Here is a 15,226-nt window from a genome sequence, read left to right on the forward strand (position 1 = left end):
CAATGGGTACAGTTCACCCTGCTGCATTGGAACCATATAGGGTAAGGCTTTTTGTTGAAGATGAAATAGTTCAGGAAGCGGAAATAACTATAGGTGTTAATCATAGGGGAATAGAAAGAATCATGGAAGGACTTCCAGTTGAAAAAGCTAATTCACTTACTGAAAAAATTTGTGGAATCTGTTCAAATTCACATATATGGAATTCATGCAGAACAGCAGAATTGGGATTAGGTATTGAAATTCCTGAAAGAGCAATGTATATTCGTGTCATCATGGGCGAACTTGAACGTTTACATTCACACTTCTTGTATTTAGCACATGGTTGTGAAGTGTTGGCTCATGAAACATTTTCAATGAGAGTATTCTATTTAAGAGAAATCGTAATGGAACTGCTTGCAATGATTGGTGGAAACAGAGTTCAATATGGTTGTTCTGTTTTAGGCGGAGTAAGGCCAAGATGTGATTTGGATGAATCAAAATTATTAAGATTAAAAAATGATATGGACAAACTTGAAGAGGGTCTTTCAGATTTTGCGGATAGATTTACCTCAGATTCAATTGTAATGTCAAGGATTACGGGGGTTGGTGTTCTTCCACAAAAACAAGCTTTAAAACTAGCAGTAACCGGTCCGACATTAAGGGCAACAGGAGTTGCAAGAGATTTGAGAACCACCATGTTTGAATATGATGACTTTGATTATAATGTGGTTACCCAGCCTGATGGTGATGTAAAATCTAACTTATTAATGAGGGCTCTTGAATCATTTGAATCAATTAAAATTATTCGTCAAGCTATTGCAAATATTCCTGAAGGAAAAGTAGTTAATAGGGATTGGGAAATGTTTGACACTGGAATTAATGAGAGTTATATTGAAGTTCCAAGAGGTACATTGTATCATTCTTATGCTCTTGAAAGCGGCAGAGTAAGACATTCAATTATCAGAACCCCATCAATGTCTAACATTGGTGCTATGCAATATGCATGTATTGGTGACCAGCTTACGGATGCACAGTTATGTATTGTACAATGTGATCCATGTTTCACATGTTCTGATAGGGTAATTGAGGTAATAAGGAGATAGATTATGTTTGAAAATACAGTAATATATTCAATTCTTGCAGTAATCCTTACAGTTCTTATTTGTTTTGTAATTTCTACATTACTTCCTGGAATTGAAAGAAAATATATTCATGCAAGAATTCAACAAAGAATCGGTCCTCCCGTGACTTCCCCGGGAATTATGGCTCCGCTCAAATTCATGTTTAAAGAAAATGTTGAAGTTTCATCTCCTGTTCCAGGTTTATATAAAGCATTGCCGATAATCTGTTTTATTGTTGTTTTATGTGTTCTTGTTGCATTGACTCCTCAAGCTTATCAAGTTCCTGCACTTGCAAGTTTAGTTGCAGTTATTGGTTTTTTAAAAGTGGAAGAAATTTGTTATGTGCTGATGGGAGCATTGTCTAAATCTGTAATGTCTGTAAATATGCCATTTCCAGATTTAATTAAAGGTGCAGTTCATCTGAATGCTACTCGTTCATTCATAGAGGATATGAGTGCAAAAAGGTCTCTTAGGATGATTACTTATGGATCATTTCCTTTGTATTTAGCTTTATTTGCTCCAGTTACTGCTTCAAGAAGTATTTTCTTGGCTGATATTGTGGCATATCAGCAAGCAAATGGACCATTTTTATTCACAGTATCCGGTGCAGTTGCGGCTATTGTATTTTTCATTGGTTATATGATAATATTAAATGAATATCCATTTTCAATTATTAAGGCTAAAAGTGATGTAATTGAAGGACCATATATGGAATATGCATCAAAATATAGAGCAGTTGTTTACCTAACTAGAGGATTTTTCATGTTTGTGCTTGGTGCAATCTTTTCAGTATTATTTATTGGAGTTCCACCAACTATTCTTTCATGGGGAATTTTAGTTAATATTGCTGTTGCTTTAATATTTGTATTTATGATGGGAATCTTATCTGCATTTAGTCCGGTATTTACTAATAGGCAATTGTTGCCTACTATTTTAGGTTCAACATTGCTGGGAATATTGGCTATTGTACTTGGATTATTATGAGGTGATTATTTTGAAATTTGTTATGAGACCATATCATATGGTAAGTCTTGGAGGATACATTGTTGAATGGGATTTTCCTTACAGAAATCTCATAGTTGTAAATAAAACCTCTGAACCAATTAAAGTAGAAATTCCGGTTTTCCATGAAGAGTGGATTGCGGAACATAGAGATTTGGGTCTTGAAGTAATTCCTGTTTCTGAAAATGATAATTTTTTAAGTATGTGGAAAAGAGCACATGCAGAATTAGATAAAATTAGGCCAGAAAATGAATGATTATACATTAACTATCCAATCATATGAGAAAAAAGGAGTTTTAGATGATATTACTGATGTTATTACTTCTCATGGGGCTAATATTAGTTATGTTCATCTTTTTGTTGAAAAAAATAATATGGGTTCTATCAACTTGGAATTGGAACATGTTGAAAACATTGATGAATTGCTTGCAGATTTAAAGAATATTAAAGAAATTAAATCTGTGGAATTGCATGGTTCTCAATTGGATATTTATGGTAAGCGTATAATTATTGTTGGTGGTGGAGCGCAAGTATCACAGGTTGCAAAAGGCGCAATCACTGAAGCTGATAGGCATAATATACGTGGAGAACGTATCAGTATTGATACTATTCCTTTAGTTGGTGAAAAAAATTTAGCAGAAGCTATTGAAGCTATTTCAAGACTCCCTCGTGTTACTGCATTAGTTCTCGCTGGTTCACTTATGGGTGGAGAAATTACTGAAGCTGTTAAAAAAATAAAGGAAAAAGGAAATTTGATTGTAATTTCTTTAAATATGCCTGGTAGCGTAACTAAATATGCTGATTTGATAATAACTGATCCAATTCAGGCGGGGGTACTTGCAGTTATGGCTGTTGCTGATACTGCAGTATTTGATATTAAAAGACTTGGTGACAAAATAAAATATTAATTTTTTCATGTTTATGGACATATGGGGGAGTTGTTTCAACTCCCTTTTTTTATATATTCTGGATTTTTAGTGTCAGTGCATACAATAATTTTCATATTGACATTTGCAACATTTTTTTGGATTTATTTTAACATTGGGAAGTTTTTTATTTTCGGTAATCTCTTTAACTTCTCTAATTACTTCAAATAATGCTTTTCGAAGATTTACGTCCATAACGACAGGTCGTCTTTCATCTATTTTTTCATAATATACAAAACCAACGAAAACTTCTGTTTCAAATTCTTCTTCGAGGAGTATTGCATGGGCCACTAATTCTATTGCATCCTGGTCCCATACGCCTTTTAATGGAGGATTTGAACTTTTAAGAATTACTGGATAGTATTTACCATCAATAATTTCAATTTTATCGCAAATTCCAATTAATTCGAGTTGTTGGTCTTTTAACAAATAGGAATACATGCAATTGGGAAAAAACATGTCAGTTATTGCAAATGCATCCTTATGATACATATTCATCGCTTGTTTTATTTTTAAAGCTGTCAATTTTATGTTAAAATAAGTATTGTCAATTATTTCATTAATTTGTTCCGGTTGCAGCTCCAGATTCATGGAAACTATTGCATTTGTATTACTTTTAATGTAGGAGTCAATATTTTCAGATAATTCGTTTTCAATTTCTGTGATGCCCATTTCTTTTTTAATTTTTCGCATATTTTTTTGAATCAAATCTTGAACATCGATTTTAAGCTTTTTAATTTCAATTGCAAGTTGAAAATCATTTTGTTTTTCTTGTTCATTCCATGTTTGAATGTATAGGCTTCTAGGACAGAACATATGTGTTTTAATTGAAGATATGTTAATCATATTATAACCTCTTAAATTGTGTAATATTAATTTAGAATTAATAATATAAATAATTAGAAGTTATAAACGATTTAAATTTCTTTAAAATAAATAAAAAAAGTAAATAGCTATTTATTTAGCTATTTAATATTAATTTTTCACATTGTAATAATCCTTATTGATTGCAGGCAATTTTGCAAATATGAATGGTACAACTATTAATATGATTGTTAATATTGCCATTATGGTTATACTTAAACCGTCTGCTGTGGATAATGTTGAATAGACTCCTTGTATCCAAAGACCAAGGATACAGATTGGCAGTATGTATTTAATAACAATTTTCCATGTTTTGCCAACTTTGATTTTTGAATTTTCATTTAATGTATCAATCAAGTCATCAAATTTGTAAATCCAACCAAAGATTATACATTCGAGAAGTACTGCAAATAGTAATGCGAAATTGTTTAAGAATGCATCAAACACTCCTAAAACTGTACTTCCTGCAGCAGTTGCAAATATGCAGGATATTAAAAATCCAATGATACAAACTACTGTTGCTGTTTTTTTACGTTCAATAAGGAATTTTTCTGAAATTGAATAGCAGACTCCTTCAAGAAGGGCAATAACTGAAGTTATTCCAGCAAATAATATGCACAAGAAGAATAATGGTCCCACAACATATGCTGCGGGTCCCATTGTATTGAATACTTGTGGGAAAACAACAAATGCAAGTCCAGTTCCTTCAGTTACAAGTTCGTTAAATGGAATTCCACTTGATAAGGTCATAAATCCTAAAATTGAAAAAATTCCAATGGAATTAAATATTTCAAAACCTGAATTTGAAAATGCAACAATTATTGCATTATCCACTAATTTTGAACCTTCTGGCAAGTAGCTTGCATAGGTCATAGCAATTGCCATACCTAAACTTAATGAAAATACAATTTGTCCAAAAGCAGCCAACCATACATCCAGATTTGTTAAAGCACCCCAATCTGGTGTAAATATTTGAGTGTATCCAATGGATGCTCCAGGTAATGTTAGGGAAAATGCTACAATTCCAATAACTATTAAACAGAGTAATGGTAATAAAATTTGACTTACTTTACCTATTCCATCATTTAAGTCTCTTTTAATAATTAACCATGCAAATAACCAAATTAAAAATACTGAAATAAGGACATTTGGAACAATTGTAAATAACCCTGACATTGAGTCTGTTGCATGTAGTACATGATTTGCAAAGTATAAATCAGGATTTGATCCCCATGCTTTTGTAAAACTTAAAATAATATATATAAAGTCCCATCCAACAACACAAACATAGTATGTAGTAATTAAAAATACGATTAATAATATGAACCACGCAACTGGTTCTAATTTTCCTTTAATGGAGTATAATATTCTTGCAATAGATTTTTTAAATTTAAATCCGACGGCATATTCCACTAAAACAAAGGAAATTCCTAAAAGAAATAGAGAAATAATATAAGGAATCATGAATGAACCTCCACCATTGGAATATAAAACATTTGGGAAACGCCAAATATTTCCAAGTCCAACAGCGGAACCAATCATTGCCATCATAAATGCAAAATTACTATTCCACTCTTGTTTTTTTGCTTCACTCATTTTATCACATTAAATTTAATAGTATTATTTTTGTTGTTGAAGTTTATATAGTATTGTATTAATTTTGCTTAACTGGTATTAATATTACTTAAAAATTGTTGAATCTTCTAATAAATGATTATTTTTTTAATTGAATAATGTTCGTTTGGTAAAATTAATTTAAAATTAGTATATTCTGATTAATTAAATTTAAATTTTTTAAAAAAAGTATAATTTGAGTGACATAATCACTCTTATTTTTTATATATTTTTAAGCAGGACTTTCCTTAAGTTTTAAATACTCGTCAATTGCTTCTCGTGTGGTTCCAACAACCAGTCTGTAATGGCTAAATTCTTCGTTAACAATAACTTTTTCTACTTTTCCTTTAGCGATCACATGTTCGCCGTCAATTACTTCTCCAGCATAGGTATGTGTGAATGAAACCACTTCATCTAAAGGCACGTTCACACCATCAATAACTTTTACATTTTCTATAGTGTAAAGTGATGGATTGTCGAAAGCTCCGAGTGCACTTACGATGTCGCATTCGATTTGTGAGATTCCTTGAGGTTCGTAAACTGTATCTCCCCAACTGCCTTCAATTTCATCATAGTCTTTGGTAGCTAAGATATCAAATAAAGTTCCATTAATTGTTCCTCTATTTGCTTTTCTATTTTCATACCATCTGAATTCTTCCTTAGTCAGGCTTTCATCACTCATTCTTTTATTGTATACAAAATCCCAATAATCATTTGTAATGCCTTCAACTGTGATGTGTTTATCAACTTCTTCGATATATACTTCTTTTCCTCTGTATTTTTTAAAAGCAGCAATTGCGCGCCTGTGGTTGTCCAAACCATAAACAACAAAGTCCAAGTCAGAAACATTGCTTTTTTGAAGTCCTGGTAAAATTGAACCTGAAATTCCTAAATGATCATAGGGGATGTCGGCCATGTAATGGAAAAAGTCTGCAACATCCATTAGTTTAGCTATTAGTTCCGGATTTTTAACATCTCCACCAGATTCAAAAGTCTTTTTAAGTCCTAAAAGCCTTTTTTCAGGTTTAATTACTCTTTCAACTTTATCCAATGGTACTCCCATCATTTCAACGTTGGTAACTTCTGAAAAATATAAATAATCTGGATAATTTTCTCTTAAATAGGAATATGCTTCTTCAGATCCAACTTTTCTGTATCTTTTACCGTCCTTTTCACGGTCACCTTCGGGATCGGGAATATATCTTAAAAAGGAAATTACCCTGTTTTCTGGGTGAATGTAATTTGTTGATGCAAAATATAAATCGTCAGTGGTGTAAATAAAATCTCTTGTTCTTACTTGTTCCATAATATTATCTCCTTATATAATATTTTTTTAATTTAGTATATTATGTTTTCATTTTCAGATAACTTTTTAGTTTAGTTTATATTATAAAAATGCATATATTATTATGTATTAATTTATTTAGGTTTTATTATGACAATTACTCATAAACATATTGATGAAATCTTTGAGTATGATGGAAGCCAAATCAATCCGTCATGGGCCTTCCAGGAATTTGGAATTTATGGATCATCCATAGTAACATGGATAGGTCCGGTCAATATCACTCCAGATAATTTGAAGGATTTTGCTGATGTAGGTCTTGAAATTAAATCAAATTATATGGTTAATTTTATTTGCGAGTTTTTTGACCAACAGCCACCAAATATGAGAATAGCTTATCTTCGCCAAAGACTTTTGGTAATGATTTTTAGAGAGATATTGGCTGAGAATGGTGTTGTAACTAAAAGAGAAGGTGATGATCTTTTTGTAGATGATGGAAAATTGTCTATTTCTATAGCCAGTGTCTCATTAAGTTCTGCAAAAATTCATTTTGCACTTAATTTGGAGGATAAGGGGACTCCTAGTGATGTTGAAACCATTGGTTTATATGATATTAAAGTTGATGGTAAGCAAATTTTTGATGAAGATAATTTGGATGATTTAATAAATGAAACTGTAACTAGATTTATTGATGAATTAGAAACTATTGAAAAAGATATAAGTAAAACAAAGGTGTTATGATGAAAATTTTAATAAACGGTATTCAATCAAATTTAAGATTTTCTTCTGCTCATGTAATTCCGGGCCATGAATCATGTGGATTCATTCACGGACATTCTTACTTTGTGGACATTGAAATTGAGGGTGAAAGAGCAGGAAATTTTGAATTTGTTGTAGATTTTAAAGATGCTAAAGCTTATACTAAAGCAATTTGTGACGAACTGGACCACAGATTATTAATTCCTGTTTACAATGACCTGATTGAATTTAAAGATTTCGATAAGAAAAAAGATTCAATTTTTGATTTGAAAAAAGAAAAAACTGTTTTCTTTAAGATTGATGGGAAAGGTTATTCAATTCCTTCCGTGGACTGTATATTTCTGCCTCTTCCATATACTTCTGCTGAAGAATTATCCAAATTTTTTGCAGAAACTTTAGCTAAAAAATTATCTGAAACATATGATAATCTGGAATATGTTGCAGTATGCGTAAATGAAGGTATTGGACAAGGGGCTATGTATAGGAAAGATTTATGATGAAAGCTCCAATTATTGAGATATTTTCAAGTTTTCAGGGTGAAGGCCTTTTGATAGGTCAAAGGCAGATTTTTGTCAGATTTGCAGGTTGTAATTTGAATTGCAATTATTGTGATACTGGTTTCAGCAAATCTGAGAAATCCGGAACAGTAATGGCTCCTGAAGATGTTGTTCGTGAAATTAATGAAATTTTGACTCCTGATTGTAATACAATTTCATTCACTGGCGGTGAGCCTTCACTTTATCCAGAATTTATAAATGAAGTTTCAAAATTAACTGATTTGAAGATAATGCTTGAAACTAATGGAACTTTACCGGATAATATCAATTCAATTGAAAAATTAGATATGGTTTCATTAGATATTAAATTACCTGAACATTTTGATGGTGATTTTGATGAAGAAATATTTTACAATGAAATTAAATCACTAAATTTATTAATAGCGAAGTGTAAAAATGTATATTGTAAAGTAGTTATATTGCCTTCAACAAAAATAAAGTCATTTAAAGAGGTAATCAAAAAATTATCCGATAATATTTCAAGCAAAAGTAATCTTCAAATAATTATCCAACCTTCTAGTCCATTAAACGAATGGAAGGATCTTAATTTTAAATTATTTGAGTTTTCAGAGATTGTTGGGCAATATTTTGAAGTTTCCACCATTCCTCAAATTCATAAAATTTTGGATATTGAGTAATATTTTGTTTTTAATATAATGATTTTATTTTTAGGGAATATAATTTAGTAGAGGTGTGAAAATGAAAGATAAAACATCCATTAACAGAAAATCAAACACAGGCGCAATTGAACGTGAAACTAAAGTTCATGATAAAGAAGGAGACATCATGGCAATTGCTTCAAGAGAAGTAGTTTCAATTCCTCCTTCAAAAAGTATCAAAGATACTGCTAAAATTATGATGGAACATGAATTTAGAAGATTACCAATTACCGATCCTGGTTCTGGTAAAGTGTTGGGTATTGTTACAGTAATGGATATATTAGACTTCTTTGGTGGGGGAAGCAAATTCAACATTATTGAGAAAAAATACGAAGACAACTTCTTAGCAGCTATCAATGAGCCAGTTAGAGAAATCATGACTCGTGACGTAGTTTCATTATCTAAAAAAGCTTCTATTGGTGAAACCATTGAAACAATGTTATCTAATCAATTAGGTGCTATTCCTCTTGTTGATGCTGATGATAAACTTGCAGGTATTGTAACTGAAAGGGATATTGCATTATCCTTAGCTGGTGTCGCTTCTAAAGAAACAGCACAAGATTATATGAGTACAAAAGTGTTCACTACAACTCCGGGAACTCCTCTTGAAAGTGCATGTAAAATCATGGTAAGAAATGGTTTAAGGAGAATTCCTATTGTGGGTGGTGAAGCAGACATTTCTAAAGCAGCTAAAAAATTATTAGGTATCATTACTTCTACCGATATAATTAGATTCTTAAATGCTAAAGAATTATTCGATAATTTAAATTCCAATTTAGCTACTGATGTTTTAAAAACCATAATTTCAGACATAATGGTTAAAGAACCAGTCACAATCGAACCGACTATGACTATAGGGGACTTATGTGAATTATTCGCTGAAAAAAATATTGGTGGTGTTCCTGTAGTTAAAGATGATAAAGTAATGGGAATTATCACTGAAAGAGATATTTTAAGAGCAGTTAAAAGATATTAAACATTTTATAGGAGATGATAATATGCAAATTAAGAATTTGATGTCTGAAGATATAATAACTATAGATAAAGATCAAAATCTTTCTGATGCATTGAAATTATTACGTAAACATAATGTATCTCGTTTACCGGTAACCAATAATAAACAATTAGTAGGTATTATCTCAGAAAGAGACATTGCTAATAAACTTGGTTCATCAAAATATGAAAGCATGCCTGCATCAAGACTTCATATTTCATCTGTAATGGTTAAAGATGTTATTACAGTTCCTGAATCAATGCAATTGGACGAAGTGGCTAAGATAATGTTAGAAAAAGGAATTGGTTCTGTTCCAGTAGTGAATGAAGATAAAATGGTTGGAATAGTATCAAAAGCTGACTTTGTAACTCTTGCTACAGGAATTGCATTTGATAAGATTACTGTAAAAGAAATAATGTCTAAAGATTTAACAGTTGTATCTCCAACTGAAAGAATTGTACATGCAAGAAGACAAATGATTGAATCTAATGTGGGTAGATTACCTGTTGTTGACGATGATGAACTAGTGGGAATGATTACTTCAAAAGATTTGATGAGGGCATTCATTGACTTTAGGAAAAAAGTTCCTGAAAAATATCAAAAGTCTCAAATTAAAGAGCTTTTAGTTGAGGATATAATGTCTGGAAATCCAACATTTGTTTCAAAAGACATGTCAATAACTGAAATATCTAACATTATCATGGAAACTGGATTTAATGGATTGCCAGTTGTTGAAGAAAATAATGTTGTTGGTATAATAACACAAACTGATATTTTAAGACTAATTGAAAAATTAGAATCTTAAATATCTTTTTTTTATTTTTTTTAGGTGTGGTTCATATTACTTTAATCTCATTTTTAGGACCTAAGGGCACATTCACTCACGAAGCCGCAAGCCTGATTGGTGATGAATTGATTCCTTATTGTACTATTCCGGCTGTAATGGAAAGTGTGAAAAATGGAGATTGTTCACTAGGTGTTGTTCCTATAGAAAATTCCATTGAAGGGCCTGTTGGAATAACTTTAGATCAATTGGCACATAAATATGATTTAAAAATTTTTAAAGAAATAATTATTCCAATTAATCAGAATCTCATTGTTAATCCTGGTACAAAAATGGAGGATATTGAAGATGTATATTCCCATGCACAAGCTATCGCGCAGTGTCAGGATTATATCAGAAATCATGGGATTCAGCCACATTATGCTGTAAGTACTGCAAGGGCTGCAAAAAGTATCATTGGCGAAAAATCAAAAGCTGCAATTTGTAATGCAAAAGTTGTGGAATTATATGGCTTGGAAATTTTGGAATCAAATATTCAGGACATTGCTAATAATGAAACCAGATTTGTTGTGCTCTCAAAAGAAAGTCCTAAAATGACTGGTAGAGATAAAACATCAATTATATTTTCCATTTATGAAGACCGTCCTGGTGGTTTGTATAATATTTTAGGAATTTTTGAGAAAAATAATATCAATTTGACTAAAATCGAATCTAGACCTTCTAAAGAAGGTTTGGGCAAATATTTATTCTTTGTTGATTTTAATGGTCATATTGATGATAATTTAATTCAGAATATCTTAAAAGAAATTGAAGATAATACTTATTTTTTAAAAGTTTTAGGTTCCTATCCCGAATTTTAGGTAAACTTATAAATTAATGTTGATATATATTATAATGTTATAAAGTTTCAGGGAGGGTAGGTATGTCAGATGATAGAGAAAGACTTCTAAAGATTATGAGCAGTTTGGAAAATGATTATCGATCTGGTAAAATTTCTGCTGAGAAATATAGCTATTTTCGTTCTAAGTATGAAGATAAATTAAATACTATTGATGCTCAAGCAGCTACAAGAAGAATCAGATCTATGCAAGGCAAACCTGCTGATAATTCAAGAAAAAGAAAAAGAAGTAAGAAACCTGCCATTAATAAAAAGAAAGAAGAGCAAGATTTGGTTCAAAAATATATTATTAATCCTAAAAAAGGCGATGCAAAATATAATCGTAAGGAAAAATCTTCCATGGATGGTGGCACTTTTAAATTACTTTTATTGTTGATATTGGTAATTGGATTCACAGCCGGTGTTGCTTATGGGGTATTTAATTTAGACTTTGATTCCTTGTCTGGCAATAATTCAATTGCAGTTGTTCAAGATACAGCGTTCCCTGAAATTAATCAAACTACTGCACCTACAACATCTACTCAGACATCTTATACAAATTATAGTTCATCTGGTGGCAGTTCAAGTGATTCTTCTAGTTCAGTAGTGACTACTTCAGATTCGTCTTCAAGTAGTTCATCTACTTATGATTCTGGAGCTGTTGCGCCAAGTTCTGATAGTAGTTCTAGTGATTCAAGTAGTTCTGATAGTAGTTCATCTTCATCAGGCAGTAATAGTGGTAGTAACAGTCAATCTTCTTCAGATTCTGGAAATGGAGGCAATGGGAATTAATTCCTATGGGTGATATTTATGAAAAATGTTATATTAAAAGGAAGTGTTGTTGTTTTTGTATTGATGTTATTGTTCATATGTATGGCTAGTGTTAGTGCTGAATCAAATGATACTACTGTTTTGACATTATCTAAATCAGGAATTACTATAAATTATCCTTCTGATTGGGGTTATTCTGATGCTCTTTCATCCTATTCTATAATGGCTATTTCAAAAGCAGATTCTGTAGACTCTTTTGGCATAGGTCAAGTCAATATTAATATTGAAAAGAAACCTATTGAAGGAGAATTTGCAACATTTGTAAATAATACTTATGCTCCTATGCAAAACAATAATAATTATGATCTGGTGTCATCAGGTTCATCAATGATAGATGGAAATGATGCATTGGAGTATGTTTATACTTCCAATGAGAATGGTGTTCAAAAACAACATAAGGCGGTTTGGTTTGAAAAAGGTGGACAAGCTTATGTTTTACTTTATAGTGCACCTATAGATAAATTCGAATCTAATTTGTATGTATTTGATTATATTTTATCAGACATTCAAATTACTTAATTTCTTTTTTTGGTGTTTTAAATGATTGTATTATGTGTTACTGGTAGTATTGCAGCTACTGAGTCAATTAAATTAGCTCGTGAATTTAGACGAAATGATGTTGAAGTTAAATGTTTTATGAGTGATGCGGCTTGTGAAATTATTCATCCTAATGCAATGGAATTTGCAACTGGAAATCCTGTGGTAACAAATTTAACTGGCAGTATTGAGCATGTCAAATATTCTCAGGAAGACTTGATTTTGGTCGCACCAGCCACAGCAAATACCATATCCAAATTTGCACATAAAATTTCTGATAATCCGATTTCAACTTTACTGATTACTGCATATGGTCATGACACACCAATTATTTTTGTTCCGTCAATGCATGATTCCATGTATAAGGCCATTAAAGATAATATTGATAAAATTAAATTGGAAGGTTCTGCTACTTTTATTAAACCAAAAATGGATGAAGGTAAGGCTAAATTTCCATCTAAAGAGGATATAGTTCTTGAATCGTTAAGAACTATAAATTTGAATAAAAAGGACTGATACTATTAAAGGTAAAAATATTTTAATTAGTATGGGTGGAACATATGAACCTATTGATTCTGTTAGGGGGATAACTAATAAATCTTCTGGAAAGATGGGTTTAGAATTGGCAAAGGAAGCTTACATTCGAGGGTCTAACTTGACATTGGTAGTAGCTAATGTAAGTGTTGACATTCCTTCTGTTTTTAATGTTATTAATGTTGAAACGGGTAAGGAAATGAATGATGTTATTTTAGATTTAATTCCTGAATGTGACATATTTATTTCTGCCGCTGCTGTATCTGATTTTCAATTTAAAAAGGAATCCAGTAAAAAAATTGATTCATCAAAATCTTTATCTATTGATTTGAAGCCAACTACAAAAATTATACGTCAAATTAAAAAGATAAATCCTGATATATTTTTGGTTGGATTTAAGGCGGAATTTAATATATCTCGTGATGAAATGATTAAATGCGCTAGAAAACAGATTTCTGATGCAGGTACTGATTTGGTAGTTGCTAATGATATTTCTAAAGTCGAATGTCAATTTGGATCTGACAGTAATGAAGTATTGTTGGTGGATGATGATGTTTTATCTGTTCCTTTAGCATCTAAAAAACAAATTGCAAAAACAATTTTTGATGAAATATTAAAAAGATTATAGTCACATATAGGTGACTTAATTAATATTTTTATTTTTTTATTTTACTTTTAAAATTTTCAATAATTTAATTTACTATTCAATAGTTTTTATTAAAAGATACTATTTATATTCACCATGATTTTAATATATTTGGTTTCATTTTGGGTGAGTATTATTGAAAATCGTTAAATATTTTAAATTTCTTTTTTTCATTTTTTAAGTGTAAATAATTTTTGTTTTTCCTATGTTTTTTTCATGGTTGATGTATTAATAGTTTTGATTTAAATTTTATTTTGATTTAATTTTTTAATAATAGTTGTATTTTTCTAAGCTGATTAGAGCGTCTACAAGTAATACTTTTTTAAATAAAATAAGTAAAATAATCTTTGAAAATAAGTTTTTTTAAAATGAGTTTTTCAATAAAATAAGTTCATGCCTTTAGGTATTAGTTAAATGGAGTGATTAATAGAGTGAATAAACCTAAAGGACGTTTCAATGAACTTTTATTTTATTTGCATTAGCATATTTTATATTTTATTTTATAGTATAAAAAGGTATTGGAGTAATACTTTTTTGGGTTTTTTGTAGTAATTTTTTATATTTCTCTCTGTTAGTTTTTCATGCATTTGGCACTGAAAATTACTTTATTTTTTTTAAAAATTTTTTTCCACTAAAAATGCAATATGGTCTTTTTCGTATGGTTCTAGTTTTACTTTTTCAATAATTTTAAAACCTTTTTCTTTCAATTTCTTTTCCTGTTCTTTAAATATCTTTTTAGGTTTTTGTACTACGTCAATACTTCTAGCTTTTATCATTAAAAGTCCTAAACCTTCATCTTTTGAGAATAAATTCATGTTTTTCATAAACAATTCACTTTGTGTTGGTTGAGCGACATCGCAATATATTAGGTCTGCCTTTTCGATAATGTTCATATATGCTTTGGGTTTGGTTGCATCTCCCAAAATCGGAGCAATATTAATCCTTTGACGTGAAAGTTGAACAAGTTTTTTGGCTGTAGTTGGTGAAAATTCAATGGCATATATTTTTCCATTGATTACAATGTCTGAGATGTGGGATACGGTTGTTCCGGTTGATGCGCCTAAGTATAGTACTTTTGAAGTGTCCTCAAGTTCCAGATTTTTTAATCCATTTAAAAGAGCAGCAGCTAATTTTGAACGTCTAGGATTCCATATACGATATTCTTCATCTTCATTAATTAATTCTTCACCATAAACAGAAATTCCTGGAGTTAAATTTTTTGTGGCTACATTTCCATCTTTATAATAAACTTTCATG

The 15,226-nt window shown here is 30.7% G+C and carries 18 protein-coding genes; 14 read left to right on the forward strand and 4 right to left on the reverse strand.

The window, feature by feature from the left end; genetic code table 11:
* Window positions 1-2 precede the first annotated feature (2 nt).
* The 4 genes from Q0P94_RS06925 to Q0P94_RS06940 are packed head-to-tail and all read left to right on the forward strand — an operon-like array spanning window position 3 to window position 3,010.
* Entirely contained in the window at window positions 3-1,082 is a 1,080-nt protein-coding gene (locus tag Q0P94_RS06925; protein WP_295115074.1) for a nickel-dependent hydrogenase large subunit, read from the forward strand.
* Between the two features lie 3 nt (window positions 1,083-1,085).
* A complete protein-coding gene (locus Q0P94_RS06930; RefSeq protein ID WP_295115076.1) occupies window positions 1,086-2,084 on the forward strand; it encodes a respiratory chain complex I subunit 1 family protein in 999 nt (332 codons plus the stop codon).
* Window positions 2,085-2,094: 10 nt separating this feature from the next.
* A complete protein-coding gene (locus Q0P94_RS06935; protein WP_295115078.1) occupies window positions 2,095-2,358 on the forward strand; it encodes an energy-converting hydrogenase B subunit P in 264 nt (87 codons plus the stop codon).
* Entirely contained in the window at window positions 2,351-3,010 is a 660-nt protein-coding gene (locus tag Q0P94_RS06940; RefSeq protein WP_295115080.1) for a DUF5612 domain-containing protein, read from the forward strand. Before Q0P94_RS06935 ends, Q0P94_RS06940 begins: the two co-directional genes overlap by 8 nt.
* Before the next feature lie 72 nt (window positions 3,011-3,082).
* Here the strand turns inward: Q0P94_RS06940 and cas4 are convergent, their stop codons facing one another.
* The 3 genes from cas4 to Q0P94_RS06955 all read right to left on the reverse strand — a co-directional run bounded on the left by cas4 (window position 3,083) and on the right by Q0P94_RS06955 (window position 6,812).
* On the reverse strand, window positions 3,083-3,874 hold the full coding sequence (gene cas4 / locus Q0P94_RS06945) for a CRISPR-associated protein Cas4 (RefSeq protein WP_295115082.1): 792 nt from the start codon (window positions 3,872-3,874) through the stop codon (window positions 3,083-3,085).
* Between the two features lie 129 nt (window positions 3,875-4,003).
* Window positions 4,004-5,488, reverse strand: a complete 1,485-nt coding sequence (locus tag Q0P94_RS06950) for a sodium-dependent transporter (protein ID WP_295115084.1) — start codon at window positions 5,486-5,488, stop codon at window positions 4,004-4,006.
* A gap of 250 nt (window positions 5,489-5,738) precedes the next feature.
* Window positions 5,739-6,812 (reverse strand): DNA polymerase subunit beta, encoded by a 1,074-nt coding sequence (locus Q0P94_RS06955; RefSeq protein WP_295115086.1) that lies wholly within the window; start codon window positions 6,810-6,812, stop codon window positions 5,739-5,741.
* A gap of 129 nt (window positions 6,813-6,941) precedes the next feature.
* Between Q0P94_RS06955 and Q0P94_RS06960 the strand changes: the two genes are divergently transcribed.
* The 10 genes from Q0P94_RS06960 (at window position 6,942) to Q0P94_RS07005 (ending at window position 13,951) form a co-directional block, all read left to right on the forward strand.
* Window positions 6,942-7,532, forward strand: coding sequence for a DUF366 family protein (locus Q0P94_RS06960; protein WP_295115088.1), 591 nt, complete (start codon window positions 6,942-6,944; stop codon window positions 7,530-7,532).
* Window positions 7,532-8,047: a 6-pyruvoyl tetrahydropterin synthase family protein gene (locus tag Q0P94_RS06965; RefSeq protein WP_295115090.1), complete on the forward strand. Its 516-nt coding sequence runs from the start codon at window positions 7,532-7,534 to the stop codon at window positions 8,045-8,047. Before Q0P94_RS06960 ends, Q0P94_RS06965 begins: the two co-directional genes overlap by 1 nt.
* Window positions 8,047-8,745, forward strand: coding sequence for a 7-carboxy-7-deazaguanine synthase QueE (locus Q0P94_RS06970; RefSeq protein WP_367270222.1), 699 nt, complete (start codon window positions 8,047-8,049; stop codon window positions 8,743-8,745). Before Q0P94_RS06965 ends, Q0P94_RS06970 begins: the two co-directional genes overlap by 1 nt.
* Window positions 8,746-8,806: 61 nt before the next feature.
* Window positions 8,807-9,742: a CBS domain-containing protein gene (locus Q0P94_RS06975; protein WP_295115093.1), complete on the forward strand. Its 936-nt coding sequence runs from the start codon at window positions 8,807-8,809 to the stop codon at window positions 9,740-9,742.
* 22 nt (window positions 9,743-9,764) lie between these two features.
* Window positions 9,765-10,565, forward strand: coding sequence for a CBS domain-containing protein (locus Q0P94_RS06980; protein WP_295115095.1), 801 nt, complete (start codon window positions 9,765-9,767; stop codon window positions 10,563-10,565).
* Window positions 10,566-10,600: 35 nt separating this feature from the next.
* Window positions 10,601-11,404, forward strand: coding sequence for a prephenate dehydratase (gene pheA, locus Q0P94_RS06985; protein WP_295115126.1), 804 nt, complete (start codon window positions 10,601-10,603; stop codon window positions 11,402-11,404).
* A gap of 62 nt (window positions 11,405-11,466) precedes the next feature.
* Window positions 11,467-12,213, forward strand: a complete 747-nt coding sequence (locus tag Q0P94_RS06990) for an endoglucanase (RefSeq protein ID WP_295115097.1) — start codon at window positions 11,467-11,469, stop codon at window positions 12,211-12,213.
* 18 nt (window positions 12,214-12,231) lie between these two features.
* Window positions 12,232-12,771 (forward strand): PsbP-related protein, encoded by a 540-nt coding sequence (locus Q0P94_RS06995; protein WP_295115099.1) that lies wholly within the window; start codon window positions 12,232-12,234, stop codon window positions 12,769-12,771.
* Window positions 12,772-12,792: 21 nt separating this feature from the next.
* The gene (locus tag Q0P94_RS07000) at window positions 12,793-13,305 is read left to right on the forward strand and encodes a flavoprotein (RefSeq protein WP_295115101.1); all 513 of its coding nucleotides are present in this window, start codon (window positions 12,793-12,795) and stop codon (window positions 13,303-13,305) included.
* 31 nt (window positions 13,306-13,336) lie between these two features.
* Window positions 13,337-13,951 (forward strand): phosphopantothenoylcysteine decarboxylase, encoded by a 615-nt coding sequence (locus Q0P94_RS07005; protein ID WP_295115102.1) that lies wholly within the window; start codon window positions 13,337-13,339, stop codon window positions 13,949-13,951.
* 632 nt (window positions 13,952-14,583) lie between these two features.
* On the opposite strand, the gene Q0P94_RS07010 is transcribed toward Q0P94_RS07005, so the two are convergent.
* Window positions 14,584-15,225, reverse strand: coding sequence for a fibrillarin-like rRNA/tRNA 2'-O-methyltransferase (locus Q0P94_RS07010; protein WP_295115104.1), 642 nt, complete (start codon window positions 15,223-15,225; stop codon window positions 14,584-14,586).
* Between the last annotated feature and the right edge of the window lies 1 nt (window position 15,226).

The organism is uncultured Methanobrevibacter sp., from assembly GCF_946184425.1.
GTDB lineage: Archaea > Methanobacteriota > Methanobacteria > Methanobacteriales > Methanobacteriaceae > Methanocatella.